The sequence below is a fragment of the bacterium genome (genome assembly GCA_029210545.1).
Lineage (GTDB): Bacteria > BMS3Abin14 > BMS3Abin14 > BMS3Abin14 > BMS3Abin14 > JARGFV01.
Window position 1 is genome coordinate 1 of sequence record JARGFV010000025.1, and the last position, 16,505, is coordinate 16,505.

The 16,505-nt window shown below is 57.2% G+C and carries 16 protein-coding genes; 12 read left to right on the plus strand and 4 right to left on the minus strand.

Annotation, left to right across the window (positions count from 1 at the left end; translation table 11 throughout):
* The first annotated feature begins 242 nt into the window (after window positions 1–242).
* The 12 genes from P1S46_04250 (at window position 243) to P1S46_04305 (ending at window position 12,868) form a co-directional block, all read left to right on the plus strand.
* The gene (locus P1S46_04250; protein MDF1535699.1) at window positions 243–692 is read left to right on the plus strand and encodes an MOSC domain-containing protein; all 450 of its coding nucleotides are present in this window, start codon (window positions 243–245) and stop codon (window positions 690–692) included.
* Window positions 682–1,185, plus strand: a complete 504-nt coding sequence (locus P1S46_04255; protein ID MDF1535700.1) for a MogA/MoaB family molybdenum cofactor biosynthesis protein — start codon at window positions 682–684, stop codon at window positions 1,183–1,185. Before P1S46_04250 ends, P1S46_04255 begins: the two co-directional genes overlap by 11 nt.
* 130 nt (window positions 1,186–1,315) lie before the next feature.
* Window positions 1,316–1,963, plus strand: coding sequence for a dTMP kinase (gene tmk, locus P1S46_04260; protein ID MDF1535701.1), 648 nt, complete (start codon window positions 1,316–1,318; stop codon window positions 1,961–1,963).
* Entirely contained in the window at window positions 1,953–2,951 is a 999-nt protein-coding gene (holB, locus tag P1S46_04265; protein ID MDF1535702.1) for a DNA polymerase III subunit delta', read from the plus strand. The genes tmk and holB overlap by 11 nt, the downstream gene beginning before the upstream one ends.
* Before the next feature lie 17 nt (window positions 2,952–2,968).
* A complete protein-coding gene (gene ricT / locus P1S46_04270) occupies window positions 2,969–4,075 on the plus strand; it encodes a regulatory iron-sulfur-containing complex subunit RicT (GenBank protein ID MDF1535703.1) in 1,107 nt (368 codons plus the stop codon).
* The gene (gene metG, locus P1S46_04275; GenBank protein ID MDF1535704.1) at window positions 4,072–6,009 is read left to right on the plus strand and encodes a methionine--tRNA ligase; all 1,938 of its coding nucleotides are present in this window, start codon (window positions 4,072–4,074) and stop codon (window positions 6,007–6,009) included. Before ricT ends, metG begins: the two co-directional genes overlap by 4 nt.
* A gap of 178 nt (window positions 6,010–6,187) precedes the next feature.
* Window positions 6,188–7,585 carry a YchF/TatD family DNA exonuclease gene (locus P1S46_04280; protein ID MDF1535705.1) on the plus strand — a complete coding sequence of 466 codons (1,398 nt, stop codon included), beginning with the start codon at window positions 6,188–6,190 and terminating at the stop codon, window positions 7,583–7,585.
* A 794-nt stretch (window positions 7,586–8,379) separates the two neighbouring features.
* A complete protein-coding gene (locus P1S46_04285; GenBank protein MDF1535706.1) occupies window positions 8,380–9,357 on the plus strand; it encodes a tripartite tricarboxylate transporter substrate-binding protein in 978 nt (325 codons plus the stop codon).
* Window positions 9,358–9,376: 19 nt separating this feature from the next.
* Window positions 9,377–9,835, plus strand: a complete 459-nt coding sequence (locus P1S46_04290; protein MDF1535707.1) for a tripartite tricarboxylate transporter TctB family protein — start codon at window positions 9,377–9,379, stop codon at window positions 9,833–9,835.
* Window positions 9,836–11,356: a tripartite tricarboxylate transporter permease gene (locus P1S46_04295; protein ID MDF1535708.1), complete on the plus strand. Its 1,521-nt coding sequence runs from the start codon at window positions 9,836–9,838 to the stop codon at window positions 11,354–11,356.
* A complete protein-coding gene (locus P1S46_04300; GenBank protein ID MDF1535709.1) occupies window positions 11,260–11,868 on the plus strand; it encodes an AbrB family transcriptional regulator in 609 nt (202 codons plus the stop codon). The genes P1S46_04295 and P1S46_04300 overlap by 97 nt, the downstream gene beginning before the upstream one ends.
* A gap of 37 nt (window positions 11,869–11,905) precedes the next feature.
* Window positions 11,906–12,868, plus strand: coding sequence for a calcium/sodium antiporter (locus P1S46_04305; protein ID MDF1535710.1), 963 nt, complete (start codon window positions 11,906–11,908; stop codon window positions 12,866–12,868).
* Between the two features lie 20 nt (window positions 12,869–12,888).
* Here the strand turns inward: P1S46_04305 and P1S46_04310 are convergent, their stop codons facing one another.
* The 4 genes from P1S46_04310 to P1S46_04325 all read right to left on the minus strand — a co-directional run bounded on the left by P1S46_04310 (window position 12,889) and on the right by P1S46_04325 (window position 16,437).
* Complete coding sequence (locus P1S46_04310; protein MDF1535711.1) at window positions 12,889–13,590, minus strand: response regulator; 702 nt, start codon at window positions 13,588–13,590, stop codon at window positions 12,889–12,891.
* Window positions 13,587–15,212 carry a sensor histidine kinase gene (locus tag P1S46_04315; GenBank protein MDF1535712.1) on the minus strand — a complete coding sequence of 542 codons (1,626 nt, stop codon included), beginning with the start codon at window positions 15,210–15,212 and terminating at the stop codon, window positions 13,587–13,589. The genes P1S46_04310 and P1S46_04315 overlap by 4 nt, the downstream gene beginning before the upstream one ends.
* Window positions 15,213–15,425: 213 nt before the next feature.
* Window positions 15,426–15,866 (minus strand): peptide chain release factor-like protein, encoded by a 441-nt coding sequence (locus P1S46_04320; GenBank protein MDF1535713.1) that lies wholly within the window; start codon window positions 15,864–15,866, stop codon window positions 15,426–15,428.
* 109 nt (window positions 15,867–15,975) lie between these two features.
* Window positions 15,976–16,437 (minus strand): rhodanese-like domain-containing protein, encoded by a 462-nt coding sequence (locus P1S46_04325; GenBank protein MDF1535714.1) that lies wholly within the window; start codon window positions 16,435–16,437, stop codon window positions 15,976–15,978.
* Window positions 16,438–16,505 lie beyond the last annotated feature (68 nt).

Sequence of the window (16,505 nt, forward strand, 5' to 3'; positions counted from 1 at the left end):
TGAGGAAAGGGAAAACCACACTTTTCCCTTTCCGTGGAGCGAAAAGTCCCGCCTGGACTTTTCGCGACCCTGTCAATTGATGGCTTTTTAAAAGTCATCAACGCGCCCCGGGTGGGGCGCCCGGATCGATGATCGGAAATAATGTCGAGATCCGTGAGGAAAGGGAAAACCACACTTTTCCCTTTCCGTGGAGCGAAAAGTCCCGCCTGGACTTTTCGCGACCCTGTCAATAGAAGGAATACATCATGCGTATCCATGCCATCTCCACAAGCGAGACCAAGGGGGTTCGTAAGGACAACGTGCTTTCGGCCGTGCTTCGTCCGGACCACGGTATCGAAAGCGACGCCCACGCCGGACAGTGGCATCGCCAGGTGAGCCTCCTCGCCAGGGAAAGTATCGAGAAGATGATCGCCAAGGGTCTGACTGTAGGTCCTGGCGATTTTGCCGAGAACATCACTACCGAAGGTGTGGACCTGGTGTCCCTCCCGGTGGGGCGTCGCCTGTTGCTCGGTGACGAGGCCCTGGTGGAGGTGACACAGATCGGCAAGGAATGCCACAACCGTTGCGCCATCTACCAACAGGCCGGTGATTGTGTCATGCCCCGCGAAGGGATCTTCGTGAAGGTGCTGACGGGCGGCACCATCCGGGAAGGTGATCCGATCTCTTTTGTGGAGGACGGTGATGAAGGTTAGGGCCGGCGTTCTGACACTCAGCGACCGGTCATCCCGGGGGGAATACGAGGATCTGAGCGGGCCGTCCATCGTCAGGATCATGGATGCCAGGCCTGAGTTCGATATCGTCTGGGAACAGTCCGGGATCATCCCGGATGAAGAACCCCTTATCGTCGAGACCCTCCGGCGGTGGTGCGACGAGGACGGCCTGGACCTCATCATCACTACAGGAGGGACAGGCCCCGCTCCGAGGGATCGGACGCCTGAGGCAACCCGGAAGGTTCTCGATTTCGAGATCCCGGGGATCCCTGAAGCCATGAGGGCGGCCGTCCGGGATCGAGTACCCACATCCGTGCTGACCCGGGGCCTTACTGGTGTCAGGGGACAGACCCTCATCGTCAACCTCCCGGGAAGTCCCAGGGCGGTCATGGAGAACATGGAGGTTTTGTTCGGTTTTCTCGAGCATCTCATCGAGAAGATCAAGGGCGATCCATCTGAATGTGGCAGCAAATGATACGGAAATCAGTAATCAGTAATCAGAAATCAGTAGAAGGCCCTGTAAATTGCGGACTATTCAGAAGCTCTGCGGTTTCACTGGCTACTGGCTACTGGCTACTGGATACTCACCGCGGGGAAACCGCGTAATGCGCGGAATATTTATCACATTCGAGGGCATCGAGGGCTCGGGAAAGACGACCCTCATGGAGCTCGTGGCCCGGTCCCTGGGCCGGAACGGCAGGAACTGCGTTCTGACCCGGGAGCCTGGCGGTACGCCGTTGGGCTTATCCCTGCGGCGTGTCCTTCTCGACCCGTCAGCCGCTCAGATCTCATCCACAGCCGAGCTCATGCTGTTCGCTGCCGACCGTGCCCAGCACGTTGCCGAAGTCATCCGTCCAGCTCTCGACCACGACAGTATCGTCCTGTGCGACCGTTTCTCGGACGCAACTGTCGCCTACCAGGGTTATGGCAGGGGGCTCCCCCTGGAGGTTATCGCGTCGGTGGACAGCCAGGCCCGGGGCGAAACGGCACCTGACCTGACGGTCCTCCTTGACCTCACTGTGGGAGAGGGGCTCGGGCGGGCCAGGTCCCGTAACGAGGGCTCATGCGGTCCCTCCGAATCCAGGATCGACGAGGAGGAAACGGCGTTTCACCAGAGGGTCCGGGACGGTTATCTCGATCTGGCCAGGGAAGAACCGGACCGGTTCCTTGTGCTGGACGCCACCCTGGAGCCGGGGAACCTGGCCGAAATGGTGACCGACGAATTGGCGAGGAGGTTTCCCCGTGCGTTTTGAACTCCTCAAGGCCCAGTGCGGGGCAGTGACCATTCTTCAAAGGAGCCTGGAAAGAGGACGTGTGCCCACCGCGTACCTGTTCACAGGACCTCCCGGATGCGGTCGTCTGACAGCAGCCGTGGCCCTCGCTGCCAGTCTTAACTGCGAGGCCGGCCCCATCGCCTGCGGCGCCTGCGCGTCGTGCCGGCTTTACGCTGCCGGAAACCATCCTGATCTTCATATCATCGTCCCTGAAAAGGGAAAGCGCTGGATCGTCATCGAGCAGGTAAGGGAAGAGATCCTCGCCAAGGCCTACCTGAAACCGATGATCGGCGGCACCTCCACATTTATCGTGGACGACGCCAATACCATGAACGCCAACGCGTCCAACGCCTTTTTGAAAACCCTGGAGGAGCCGCCCGAGACTTCACATTTTGTCCTCATCGCCCCGGATCGGGATTCGGTACTGCCCACCATTTCCTCAAGGTGTCAGACCCTCGTCTTTAACCCCCTGCCGCGGAAGCTCCTCGAGGAGATCCTCGTCGGCCAGGGGATCGACCATGTTGACGCGGCCCTTCTGGCAGCCATGGCCAAGGGGAGTGTTGAACGGGCCTTGCACTATCACGCCAGCGGCGCTCTGGAAAGCCTGGCCGAGGAGTTTGGACCGCTGTCATCCCTTCACGATTTCGGGGCGGGTCAGCTTCTCGACCTTTCCCAGCGCTGGGGCAAGAACCGCAAAGACGCCATGGGAGTCCTCGAGTTCATGTCGCAGTGGTACAGGGACATGATGATCCTGTCCGAAGGGGCTCCGGAAGAGCAGGTCATCCACATGGCCCACCTCGACCGCTTGAAGGAGGGGGCCGACCGTCTCGGGAGCGGCGCCCTCGCCGAGGTCCTCGAATCGGTGGAGGACGCCAGGCAGGCGCTGGACGCCAATACAAACGTACAGTTAACCCTCGACACACTGCTTTTGAAGGTGCGCCGCCGCGCGGCACCGACGCCAGCCTAACCCAAGAGAGAACATAAATGGAAAAATATGACGATAACAGTGATTTGACTCAAAAACCGCCGGAGAGCGATCAGCCCGAACCGGAGGTTACGTCTCCCGGGGATTCCGACCCGGGGCTCGACCGGAGCGAGGATCTCCAGACCGAGGCCCCCCAGGCCGGGGATTTCCAGGCCCCCGACCCTGTTCCGGAAATCCCGTCGGAATTATCAGACCCGGATACGCCAGACCCCGGGATCCAGGACATGGACGCTGATGAAGGAACGCAGGAGGCCGATGCCGATCCGCACGCGGACCTGGAAGCCGACCCGTCGGATTTTCCTGCTGGCATCCGCACCGTCCTTGTTGGGATCCGGGGGCAGAACCGTACCGCCCATTTCAACGCCGGGGAGCACACCTTGAATCTCGGCGACGAAGTGGTGGTCCAGACCGAACATGGGAAAAATATCGGGGTTGTCATGGAGCCCCCGGTCACCCTCGAATACCGCGGATGCAGGAACCTGAAGATCCTTCGCAAGGCCAACCCCGAAGAGGTCGCCAGGGATGTAGAGAACAGGGAACTGGAGAAAAAGGCTTTGGAGTTCTGCACCAGGACTGTCGAGGACTGGGAGATCCCCATGCGCCTCGTGCAGGTCGAGTTTCTCCTGGACCGCTCCAAGGCGATCTTCTTTTTCACGGCTGAAAAAAGAGTGGATTTCCGCGAACTGGTCAGGATCCTGGCCCGGGAGTTTTCCACTCGCATCGAGATGCGCCAGATCGGGATCCGGGACGAGGCCCGCCTCCTGGGCGGCATCGGTCCGTGCGGCATGGCTTTTTGCTGCAGCACTTTTCTCAAGGAGTTCGCTCCCATCTCGGTGAAAATGGCCAAGGAGCAGAACGTGATATTGAACCCCAACAAAATATCCGGCGGATGCGGCCGTCTTCTGTGCTGTCTCAACTACGAGTATGACATGTACAAGGAAGCTTCCAGGGGTGTTCCCAAGATCGGCAAGAAGGTGAACCTGCCCGAGGGGACCGGGAAAGTCCGTTCGGTGGACATCTTCGCGCGGACCGTCACCATCGACCTGCCGGAAGAGAAAAAGAACATCGTGATGGATATCGACGAACTGCGGGAGAAACTCAAATGAGCGACAAGACTTTCTACGTGACCACACCCATCTATTACGTCAACGATGTCCCCCATATCGGGCACGTTTACACCACCGTGGCGGCTGACGTCATTTCCCGCTACATGAGATCGGCGGGACGCGAGGTCATGTTCCTGACGGGCACCGACGAACACGGGCAGAAGGTGGAGCAGGCGGCGAAGGAACGCGGGAAAAAGCCCCAGGAGCACTGCGACGAGATGGTGGTGAGGTTCAAGGATCTCTGGAGGCGTTATAGCATCTCCAACGATGATTTTATCCGGACTACCGAGGAGCGCCACACGCTGGTTGTTCAGCATTTCCTTCAGAAGCTCTACGACAGCGGCGATATCTACAAAAGTTCTTACTCCGGCTGGTACTGCGTCCCTGACGAACGGTTCTGGACCGAGAAAGACCTTTCCGAGGGCAACTGCCCGGATTGCGGCCGGCCGGTCGTGCAGATCGAGGAGAGCAACTACTTCTTTAAAATGAGCAAGTACCAGGAGTGGCTGATCAAGCACATCGAGGACAACGAGAACTTCATCCGGCCGGAGTCGCGGCGGAACGAAATGCTGGGGTTCCTCAGGAAACCGCTGGAGGACCTTTGCGTCAGCCGCCCCAGGAGCAGGCTGCGTTGGGGTATCGAGATCCCCTTCGATAAAGAGTACGTGACCTATGTGTGGTTCGATGCCCTGATCAACTACGTCACCTCCCCGGGATATACTTTAGACAACGTAAGGTTCGCCGAATTCTGGGAGAACTGTACCCACCTCATCGGAAAGGACATCCTCACTACCCACACCATCTACTGGCCCACCATGCTCCGGGGCGAGGGGCTTGCGCCCCCGAAGCGGGTGTTCGCCCACGGCTGGTGGACCGTGGAGGGGAAAAAGATGTCCAAGTCCGTCGGGAACGTGGTGGAACCGAACCTGCTCCTGGACAAGTACGGCGCCGATGCCATCCGCTACTTTCTCCTGCGTGAAGTGCCCTTCGGCCTGGATGGCGATTTTTCCCACTCCGCACTCATCGGCCGGATCAACTCGGACCTCGCCAACGACCTCGGCAACCTGCTTCAACGCTCCCTGGGCATGCTGGAAAAATACCGTGACGGCGTCATCCCTCCCGTACCGGGTACCGGGGAGACCGGTGACCTCACAAAAGGCCTCATGGATTCAGCCGTGAAGACCGTGGGCGAGCTTGCCGAACAGATGGAGAGCCTGGCCTTCGACAGGGCCTTGAAAACCATCTGGGAGTTTATCAGCGCCGCCAACAAGTACATCGATTCCGCCGCCCCGTGGACCCTGCACAAGGAGCATAAAGACACCCTGCTCGACTCGGTGATGTACTCCCTCTTCGAGGCCATCCGGCAGGTGGCCGTCATGATCACCCCCTTCATGCCCGAGACGGGCCAGAAAATGTTCAGGCAGATCGGGATCGCCCAGAAGAAGGAGCTGCAGACCCTTGCCTCCCTTGCATCGTGGGGAGCCCTCCCCGGGGGCACAAGGACCTTCCGGGGACCTGCTCTTTTCCCGCGAATCGAAGAGATCTCCGAAGAGGAGAAGAGGGGAAAAGGAGAAAAGGGGAAAGAACCTAAAGCCAGGGAGAAGAGTGTGGAGAACGTCATCACTTTCGATGATTTCGCGAAGATCGAGCTTCTCACCGGCAAGGTCCTTGAGGCGGAAAAGGTTCCCAAGTCCAAGAAGCTGGTGAAGATCATCGTGGACACGGGGGAGAAACGCCAGATCGTGGCGGGTATCGCCGAATATTATGAGCCCGAGGAGCTGGTGGGCCGGACAATAGCCGTCGTTGGCAACCTGGCTCCCGCAAAGCTCATGGGCGTGGAATCCAACGGGATGCTCCTGGCCGCCCACGACGAGAACGGCCTCGCCCTGGTAACCTTTGATAAAGAGGTGAAGGCGGGAGTGCGTATTAAATGACGTACGTGAGTAGATGCGTATGTCCGTAATCGCGTCAATTCAAGCGGTCATTCGCCCTCACGCTCCACGCACGAACGCACGCACGGGAATTTCCATGCCAGCCCCGGTGGGAGTTTTCCGGCGATACTAAAAGCTTTGAGCAATAGTTTGATAGCGATTCGAAAGGACTCCTCACCTGATGACCCACCTTATCGACGCCCATGCCCACCTTGAAATGCGCCAGTTCAAGGGGGATCTGGAACTGGTTCTCGAGCGGGCCCACACGGCGGGGGTTACCCACATCGTGACCGTGGGCTCTACCCTGGCTGAAAGCCGCAGGGCCATGAAGATCGCTGAAAAGTACAGCGAAGTCTCGGCGGTTGCAGGCATTCACCCCCATGACGCAGCCGACGTGGATGAGTTCGCCATGGCTGAGCTGGAAAAACTTGCCGAACGCAAAATGGTGGTGGGGGTGGGAGAAACGGGTCTGGACTTTTTCCGGGATCGTTCTCCCAGGGACCTGCAGGAAGAGTCGTTCCGGCTGCACCTGGCCCTTGCTAAAAAGGCGGACCTGCCGGTGGTTATCCACGTGCGGGACGCCTACGCGAGGGCCCTGGAGATCCTCAATGAAGAGGGGATACCGGAGCGGGGCGGCCAGGTCCACTGTTTTTCCGGAAGCGTTGAAGACGCCCGGGCCTTCCTGGAGATGGGCCTTTACCTGTCTTTCACGGGGACCATTACCTACGAGGGCAGAAAAAACGCGAGGTGGGTCGAGGAGGTCCTGTCAGCGGTGCCGCTGGAGCGCATGATGGTGGAGACAGACTGTCCCTACCTCACTCCACATCCCATGCGCGGCAAGCGCAATGAACCTGCCTACGTCCACCTGGTGGCCGGGAAGATCGCTGCTGTCAAGGGCCTTTCCATCGACGATGTGGCCAGGGTTACCACCTGGAACGCCATCGACTTTTTCCGGCTTCCCTTGAAGGTTGAAAGCTCCGGCGCAGCGTACACCATCCGGGATTCCGTGTACCTCAACGTTACGGGAAGCTGCACCAGTGCCTGCACCTTCTGCCAGAGGAGCACCAACCCCGTCGTCAAGGGCCACAACCTGCGTCTGGACAGGGACCCCACGGTGGAAGAGATGCTCGACGCCCTGGAAAAAGAAGGGTGGAGGGACAGGTCCGAGGTGGTTTTCTGCGGCTACGGCGAACCCACCTTGAAACTTGCCGAGATCACCACTGTGGCCTCGAGGATCAAGGAGATCAGACCGGACGTCAGGGTCCGCCTGAACACCAACGGCCTCGGCAACCTCTACCACAGGCAGAACATCGTACCGGATCTGACCTACGCCATCGATACCGTTTCCATCAGCCTCAACGCCCACGACGCCGCCACCTTCGAAAAGCTGTGCCGCCCGACCGTTGGCCCGGCCCCCTACGAGTCCGTGCTGGATTTTTCGAAAAAGTGCGTGGCTGCGGGCCTCAAAACGGTTCTCACGGTAGTGGACCATCCGGACGTTAACGTGGAGAAGTGCAGGAAGATCGCACAGGGCATGGGGGCGGGGTTTCGGGTGAGACCGTTCAACGAAGTCGGGTAGGTAGAGTCGAATCCGGAAGAGGAGAAGAGGAGAAAAGGAGAAGAGGAAAGGCAGCTCACCTCCTCACAGGCAACAACCACTTGTCCGCCGTTTTTATCATCATGGAAGTCTTGATGGACTCGCAAAAAGTCCATCAACGCGCCCCGCGCGGGGCGCCCGGATCAATGACTCGCACCGTAAGTCATTGATCTGTAAGGAAAGGGAAAACGACGCCTTTCCCTTTCTCCTTTTCCCCTTTTCACCTCTTTGTGAAATCACTCCCCGGAGGTCCTTCTAGCCCGCATTATTCATGATGGTGATGAGATGTCAGCTAACTGTGTGGCAAATATGGATAAATGGGAATGGCACGATAAACATCATGAATTATGCGGGGTTGCCCGGACATAGTCACGAGAGGAGTTGTTCGTTCCGGCAAGGCGACTGTGGAGTGAGCGCGGAGGCATGCTTTAGTATTCCGCACAAGCGAACGACACAGCAACGCAGCCAGAACGGAAAAGAACCTCGTGAATAGTCCGGGCTAGCAGCGTGTCATGGTTTTCCGACACGCTGCCAGGGAGGGATCTCACAGCTCCCTCCCCCGTGAACACAATGCTCACAAATCCCAGAATGAATTAAACACCCTTTAGTTCCCGTTTATTTACACGCAGTCCTGGTTGTCATAGTAGTACTGAAGGAACATCTATTTCGCGTACATTATTTCATTCCGGTGAACCCTGTCCGCCCGGCAGTCGCCTGTAAAAGGTCAGGTGGATCACCTGGGGGAGGCAGTTAACCCGTTTCAAAAGGAGGATGGAATGAAGGGAAAATGGATTCAGACAGCAGCATTGGCAACGGCGATGATCGTGGCAATGGCCGTACCGGTTATGGCTTTCGAGCCGGGCAAGGTCACCTGCATCGCTCCTGCCAACCCGGGGGGCGGCTGGGACTTTACCTGTCGAGCCGGAGGCCAGCTCCTTAACGGTCTGGGACTGGTTTCCAAACCGGTACAAACGATCAACATGCCGGGAGGGGGCGGAGGAGTCGCCTATGCCCACGTGGTCAATGAGCGTATAGGCGAGGATAACGTCCTTGTCGCCGCCAGTCGTTCAACTACCACCCGCCTGGCTCAGAACCAGTATGGCAATTTTACTGCCAAGGACGTCCGGTGGATCGGGGCGATCGGTGCTGATTACGGTGTCATTGCCGTTAATGCCGATTCACCTTTCAAAACCCTCAAGGACCTCATCGAATCCTGGAAAAAGAACCCCAAAATAGCAGCCACTGGCGGCGGCAGCGCAGTGGGCGGCCAGGATCACATGAAGATCCTCATCCTCGCCAAGGCTGCGGGGATCGATCCCATGAGTGTCAAGTACGTTCCTTTCGATGGCGGCGGCGAGGCCATGACGTCGCTTCTGGGCGGGTTCATCCAGGTCTTCCCGGGGGACATCTCCGAGGTAAAACCGCAGCTGGAAGCAGGCAAAGTACGAGTGCTTGCAGTGCTCGGCGACGAGCGGCTTCCCGATGACCTGAGCAGCATCCCGACAGCCAAGGAAGAAGGGTTCGACGCCAAGTGGGTAGTCTGGCGGGGTTTCTACATGCCCAGCGGTACTTCTGACGATGCGTATAACTACTGGCTGAAGGCTCTGGAGAAGATGGAGAAATCCAAGGAATGGGCCGAAAAACGCAAGCAGAATGGGGTGGCGCCCTTCTGGAGCGGCGGCAAGGATTTTGAGGCGTTTGTGAACGCCCAGGTCGAGGAAATCAAGGCGCTTACCAAGATGGTAACCAAGTAGCAGAATTGGCAGGAGGACAATGTTCTCTGAAGGGAAGAAACGCAGAACTGACAAGCTTGCAGGGTTGATCCTGTTGGTCATGACCCTGATCTACGCTTACATGGCTTTCCAGTTCAAAATACCCTTTATGTCGGACCCCATTGGTCCCAAGGCTTTTCCTCTTATTATCGCCGGCATGACGCTCGTTTTCAGTGTCTTTCTCATTGCCCGTCCGGATGAAGATCCGGATTGGCCAGACAGGAAAGTGTGGCTGAGAAAGGCACTGGTGCTGGCAAGTTTCGTCATCTACGCTTACGCCCTGGTTCCCCTGGGGTTCCTGGTGTCCACAACTCTGGAGATCACTTTTCTTGCCGTCATGTTCGATGGAAAGGCATCAAAGGGGCTGGTAGCAGCTATCGTTACCAGCCTCGTACTTTACACCCTTTTCGTCTTCATCCTGAGTATACCCCTGCCGTTCGGCAAGATATTTGGAGGCTAGATGAGTGTTTTTCAATCCCTTGCTCAGGGCTTTTCAGTGGCCCTGATGCCTTTGAACCTCGGGCTGGCTTTTGCCGGAGCGCTGATGGGTACTATTATCGGTGTCCTGCCCGGGATCGGCCCCATTACCGGCGTGGCCATCCTGGTGCCCCTGACCTATGCCCTGAAACTTCCGCCAGAATCAGCCATGATCCTGCTTGCGGGGATTTATTACGGGGCCATGTACGGGGGATCGACGACCAGCATCCTCCTCAACGTCCCGGGTGAGACCGCCTCGGTGGTAACCACCCTGGACGGCTACCAGATGGCCCGTCAGGGTCGTGCCGGACCGGCACTGGCAGTGGCCGCCATCGGCTCCTTCGTGGCCGGTACCATTTCCGTGATGGGCCTCATGTTCTTCGGACCCTACCTGGCGTCCTGGGCCATCAGATTCGGTCCGGCTGAATACCTGGCGCTCATGGTATTCGCTTTTTCAATGATATCGAGCCTGGCCGGGCGTAGTCTGATTAAAGCACTGATAGCAACCTGTTTCGGCCTCACGCTGGCAACCGTGGGTATGGATACCGGCAGCGCGGTACCACGCTACACCTTCGGACAGCTCAAGCTCTACGACGGGATGGACTTCCTGGTGGTTGCCATCGGCCTGTTCGCTATCAGCGAAGTCCTGGTTCTCCTGGAGGAGACCCATGTGGGAACGGCCGTGCAGGCCAAGGTCGACAGGGTATTTATATCGTTCAAGGAACTGATCTTCTCCGCCGGAGCGATCATGCGCGGCAGCATGTTGGGGTTTTTTATTGGTGTGCTTCCCGGCGCCGGAGCTTCCATCGCAAGTTTCATTTCCTACACCTTTGAAAAGAGGATTTCCAACAAGGATGATACATTCGGTAAGGGCGATATCCGGGGAGTGGCCGCCCCGGAAGCCGCCAACAACGCAGCCGCGGGTGGAGCACTCATACCGCTGCTGACACTCGGTGTACCGGGAAGCGGCACCACCGCCATCCTCCTGGGAGCGCTCATGGGGATGAACGTTACTCCCGGTCCGATGATGTTCCAGCAGCACCCCAAAGTCGTTTGGGGCCTGGTGGCGTCCATGTACGTTGGTAACGTCATGCTCCTTATCCTGAACCTGCCGTTGGTCGGGCTTTTTACCAAGATACTGCTGATTCCGCGGTGGGTCCTGCTCCCCGTGGTGACGATAATAAGCTTCATCGGGGTTTACTCGGTGAATAACAGTCCCTTCGATCTGCTGCTCATGGCCGGGTTCGGTCTCCTGGGCTACATCATGCGCAAAATGGACTTCCCGCTGGCTCCGGTCATCCTGGGGTTGGTACTGGGTGAGTTAATGGAGAAAAACCTGAGGCGAGCAATGGCGCTTAGTGATGGTGACTGGGGATATCTCTTTACAAATCCCATCTCCATCATCCTATGGATAATGGCCGCCGTCAGCCTGTTCGCTCCCCTCATTTTCCGCAGATTGGGTCAGTTGAAAGAACAGGCAGTAACGGGGGAAGACGAACTGTGATCGAATTTTCGCGGGAGACAGGCATGGGACTGTTGATTTTGCTGGTTTGGGCGACGATCGGCGGGTTTCTCGCTTTCAGGCTTCATATACCCGGAGGCGCCTTCATAGGGGCGATGCTGGCGTGCGTTGTGTACCGGACCTTTGCTGTTCAGAGTGTTGATCTTCCCCCTGCGGTCAACCTTGCTGCCCAGGTGCTGGCCGGCGTACTGGTTGCCAATTCCTTTAACCCTCATTTGGCCAGGACCTTCAAACCTCTTCTGCCGTGGGCCGTGGGAGGCGCTGTATTTTACCTGGTTGTGGGTTTTGTCCTGGCCAAGATCTTCACGGTCCTGGGAATACTGGAACCGAGAGTAGCCATGTACAGCCTCACACCAGGCGGCCTCATGGGGATGTCCGTCATTTCCGCAAGCGAAGGAGCCCAGGCCGGGGTGGTGGTAATGTTCCACTTCATCCGGGTGATCCTCGTTCTTCTGGGAGCCCCGTTCATCGCGCATTTTATCCTGAAACAGTGAACCGGACCTATCCAACATCCCAACGGAGAGAACCGGCGTGACCTTTTACACCATGGGGCTTTTGGGAGGCATCATAGGGCTCGCCTGGGGCGCTGATCGTTTCGTCGATGGTGCATCATCCCTGGCTGCACGTCTCGGGATTTCACCTCTATTCATCGGCCTCACCCTCGTATCACTGGGAACATCCCTGCCTGAACTGCTGGTGACACTCACCGCAACCTTGAGCGACCTCCCGGATGTCGCCGTCGGCAACGTGGTGGGAAGCAATATCAGCAACATCGCCCTCATTCTGGGCACAACCGCCTTGGTGAGACCCCTAGCCATCCATTCAAGGCTACTGGCCAGGGAACTTCCCCTGCTGATAATAATTTCGGGGGGGTTCTGGCTTACAGCCGCCAGCGGGGAGATAAACAGATTCGAGGGTCTTGTCCTGATCACCGGGTTGATGTTGTTCCTGGTGTGGATGGGACGCTCGGCAAAAACAGACAGTTCCGATCCTGTGTTCACGGAAGCAGCCCAGATGGTCGAGGGATATCATGGGACATCAACAGGCAGCCTGACCGCGGTGGTGGCAGGTGTGGTCGCGCTTATTGCTGGCAGCCGTTTACTGGTATGGGGAGGCGTAGGTATCGCTCACGCATTCGGTGTTCCTGAGCTGGTGATAGGCCTGTCCCTTGTGGCCCTGGGTACCAGTCTGCCTGAGTTGGCCACTACCATGGCCGGTGCCATGAAGGGCGAAGATGATATCGCTGTGGGAAACATTGTCGGCTCTAACATCTTCAACTGCCTGGCCATCATCGGTATCCCGGCAGCTATCCACCCGATGACCGTCCACAAAACCGCCTTGGTGAGAGATTTCCCGGTAATGATGGTCTTGACACTGGCACTTTGGCCGATTTTTTATCCCTTCGGGCGGTCGGGCAACGGAGTGGTGAACCGGTTTGAAGGGTTCCTCCTGCTTGCAGCCTACATCATCTATATTTCCTATCTATTCTCCTGACCCGTATTACACCATCGGGTCTAAACCTGCCTTCGATGCGGGAAATACTTCCTCTCGGGCCGGCCGATCTTGCGGTACACAAGATCCGCCACCAGCAGACCACCGGAAACCATATATTCCAGGTACCTGCGAGCAGTGGTCCTGCTGACGCCCAGGATCGAACCAACCTCCTCGGCACCGAGACCTTCTTCGGGAGCGTTGATGAACACCCCCAGTACCTTCTTGAGGGTAAGGGGATCGATACCTTTTGGAAGCTCATCGGATATTGTCTTGCTGCGTCGCGGTGAACCCATCAGATGGTCCACCTCCTGCTGCTGCAGTTCTTTCTCCTCTGCCAAGCGGCTTCGATACTGCAGGTATTTCTCCAGGGACTCCTGGAACCTGGAAAAGATCACAGGTTTCAGTATGTAGTCAAACACACCACCACGCAGCGCCTCTTTAAGAGGCCCCACTTCCCTGGCCGCCGTGATGAGTATCAGGTCCACCTCCTGCATGCGACCCCGCAGGGCTTTGAGAAGATCGATCCCGTAACCATCAGGAAAGTAGAGATCGAGAAGGAGAAGGTCCGGTTCAAGCACTTCGCACATTTCCTGGCCGTGGGCCAGGTTGTGTGCCATTCCGACCACTTCAAATCCGGGCACCTTTTCTGTGAGCCTCCGGTGTATTTCGGATATCCTCTCGTCATCCTCTATGATCAGCACCCGGACAGCATCGCCGCTCATGAACCTGTCTCCTTGGGAATGATCACCGTGAACATGGCGCCTCCAAGTTCACTGGAACCGATAGTTACATGACCACCGAGGTCTTCCAGCGCCTGGTTGACCAGGAAAAGACCCAGCCCGCCGTGAGGCTTATTTTTGGATGTGTTACCTCTCTGGAAGATCTCCATCTCGTACCCCTCAGCGATCCCGGCACCGGAATCCTCGACCTCGATGATAATATCATCACCCAGGTCGGTCATGGACATTCTCACTTCCCCGTCCTGCTTCCCGGAGTCCAGAACAGCTTCCAAAGCGTTATCCAGGAGGTTGCCGATAATAGTGATTATCTGGTCACGGCTGATCTCTTCAGGGATATCGGACAGGCTGCTCTCTTCGTCAACAGAGAAACGGATCCTGAGTTCCTGGGCCCGGTTGTATTTACCAAGCACGATGGCGGACAAAAGGGGATCAGGTACCGCCGATACGAGGAAACGGATTATATTCTGGTAACCGGAAGCCTCCCGGGCAACAAGATCAAGTGCCTCCTTGTAAGCTTCTATCTGCATGAGTCCCGCTAAGGTGTGAAGCTTGTTGGAATATTCGTGGGTCTGCGCCCTCAACATCTCCGCGTACCCACGGACATGGGACAATTCTCTTACCAGCATGTCGATCTCGTCCTTGGGACGGAATGTGGCGACCGCCCCAACCGCCGATCTGCCGCGGATGATAGGCAGAATATTTAATATCATTTCCTGTCCGTTTACTGTCACCTCCCGGTCGAGGATCGGCTCTCCCGTGGCGAGGACATCCCTCATCCCGGTCCGGGGGAAAAGCTCCTCGATTCTTTTTCCAACCACGCCATCGGGGTTTTCATACCCCAGGTTCCTGAGCGATGCCTTGTTGGCCATGGTGATAATACAGTCAGTGTCGATCGCGATGATCCCTTCCCGGATCGATTCAAGGACAGCTGTGCGCTCGGTGTATAACCGGGCGATCTCCTCTGGTTCCAGTCCGAAAATGGCCTTTTTTATATCCCCGGCAATAAACCCGGCGCCGATGATCCCCAATATGATAAACAGCACGATGTAGGAGGTCACACTGGACTGATGAACCCTGACAATGTCCTTGATATCCGCGATAAGATACCCCACTGATATTATCCCAACGATATTGCCCTCATCATCAAGTACCGGTGTTTTTCCCCTGAGTGAAGGCCCGAGAGTACCCACCGCCCTGGATGTATAGGACCGTCCTTCTTCGAGGGCCGGAGCATTATCTCCTCCGACCATTAATTTTCCGAGGCGGTCCGGATTGGGATGAGAGTAGCGGCGTCCATCCACATCTCCCACAACGACGAACTCGGCTCCGGTGAGCTTGCGTATCTCCTCAGCGATCACCTGGATCCGGCCTTGAGGATCTCCCGCCACAAGCCCGTGACGGATCTCCGGGATACGGGATACGGACTGGGCCACCTGAAGGGCCCGTTCACCGATCTGCTCTTCCAATATCTGGGCGATGGAGTTCGAAAAGACCATGCCAATGAAGCCGAGCATGAATACGATGAGCACCGTCACCAGCAGGAGCATACGGGTTCTCAGCGTGATTGGACGCAGGTATGAAAAAACAGTTTTGAACGAATTCATCTGTTTTTTTACTCCTTCAAAGGCTGTTTTTGAAAACTCTCCTGATATCTCGTTCCAGATCCCAGATCAGATCCAAGATCCAGGAAAATCTGCGCACATGTGCACCGGTGCACCATTGCACAAGATTCTCAGACCGAGTCTGTGTCTGAGACTCGCTTTTCCCTTTTCCCTGCCCCGAGCCTGCCGAAGTGCCCTCTTCCCCTCTTCATGAAATCACTCCGCATCCACTCGCTTGCGGAGCGATTTCACACCCCCCCTTTTCTTCTTGGCCTCCAGTTCTCTTTCCCTGACTGCCCTTGATTTGCGGGTGGGTACTCTCTTCTTCCTTCTTCCTTCTTTTCTTCTCTCTTCAATCCTTTCCGCCAACCGCCGGAGGGCGTCTTCCATGTTCCGGTGCTGGGAGCGTTCGCGACGGCCGATGACCACGATCCCCGTGGGACGGTGCTTCAGGCGCACGGCCGACTCGGTGACGTTCTTGTGCTGTCCCCCCGGGCCGCTGGCCCGGAAGAAGGTGATGTCGCACTGTTTTTTCAGATCTTCGAGGTCCACGGGGGGATTTAAACACAGAGGAGGGAAAGGGTCTAGAATAACCAGACGCGGAGACGCGGCGATACGGAGACGCGGAGAAAAACCACGCCTGTCATCGCGAGTCACGCCGCTGGCGTGACGAAGCGATCTCAGGTAGATCCGGGTTACGCTTTTCTACTGGCTCCTGGCTCCCCTATCCTCCGTAGCCTCGGCGAAGGAGGATGACTACTGGCCCTCAGGGCCTGTTCCCGCTCACCATCATGTTCTTCCACGGGAAACCCCAGCTGCCGCCCTGGAGGACGTAAAGCTGTTTGTTGGGGATCCCCCTGGCGACGAGAATATTCCTGGCGTTGGGCGCTCCCGTTATCCCGCCGAAGCAGACCAGCACGATGGGCTTTTTGGTCTTCTTCAGGGTGGGGATGATCGCCTCGACTCTCTTTTTCTGATCTCCGGTGACAACGGGGTAGGCATGAGTTGTCACGGAACCGGGGAAGTGCATCTTGAGGTACCCGTCGTAGGTCTGGACGTCCACGATGAGAGCCTTGTCCTGGGAGATCCACTGCCGGAACGTCTCAGGGCTCACGAACCGGGCACCGGTGACATCCCCCGGAGCGTGGTAGGAGTTAAAGGCCAGAAAGCCGACAAAGGCGCCGATGATGAGGACAGGGGCGCCGATGAGAAGAAACCTGTTTTTCATGGATGTTGAACCTCCTCTGCGGGTAATTATATGAGGCTTATCTAATATAATGAATAACTGTAATGAGT

Bases quoted from the DNA above. Each gene is read 5' to 3' on its own strand.
- P1S46_04255 (MDF1535700.1), top strand. From the start codon at position 682: ATGAAGGTTAGGGCCGGCGTTCTGACACTCAGCGACCGGTCATCCCGG.
- tmk (MDF1535701.1), top strand. From the start codon at position 1,316: ATGCGCGGAATATTTATCACATTCGAGGGCATCGAGGGCTCGGGAAAG.
- ricT (MDF1535703.1), top strand. From the start codon at position 2,969: ATGGAAAAATATGACGATAACAGTGATTTGACTCAAAAACCGCCGGAG.
- metG (MDF1535704.1), top strand. From the start codon at position 4,072: ATGAGCGACAAGACTTTCTACGTGACCACACCCATCTATTACGTCAAC.
- P1S46_04280 (MDF1535705.1), top strand. From the start codon at position 6,188: ATGACCCACCTTATCGACGCCCATGCCCACCTTGAAATGCGCCAGTTC.
- P1S46_04285 (MDF1535706.1), top strand. From the start codon at position 8,380: ATGAAGGGAAAATGGATTCAGACAGCAGCATTGGCAACGGCGATGATC.
- P1S46_04290 (MDF1535707.1), top strand. From the start codon at position 9,377: ATGTTCTCTGAAGGGAAGAAACGCAGAACTGACAAGCTTGCAGGGTTG.
- P1S46_04295 (MDF1535708.1), top strand. From the start codon at position 9,836: ATGAGTGTTTTTCAATCCCTTGCTCAGGGCTTTTCAGTGGCCCTGATG.
- P1S46_04300 (MDF1535709.1), top strand. From the start codon at position 11,260: ATGGATAATGGCCGCCGTCAGCCTGTTCGCTCCCCTCATTTTCCGCAG.
- P1S46_04310 (MDF1535711.1), bottom strand. From the start codon at position 13,590: ATGAGCGGCGATGCTGTCCGGGTGCTGATCATAGAGGATGACGAGAGG.
- P1S46_04315 (MDF1535712.1), bottom strand. From the start codon at position 15,212: ATGAATTCGTTCAAAACTGTTTTTTCATACCTGCGTCCAATCACGCTG.
- P1S46_04325 (MDF1535714.1), bottom strand. From the start codon at position 16,437: ATGAAAAACAGGTTTCTTCTCATCGGCGCCCCTGTCCTCATCATCGGC.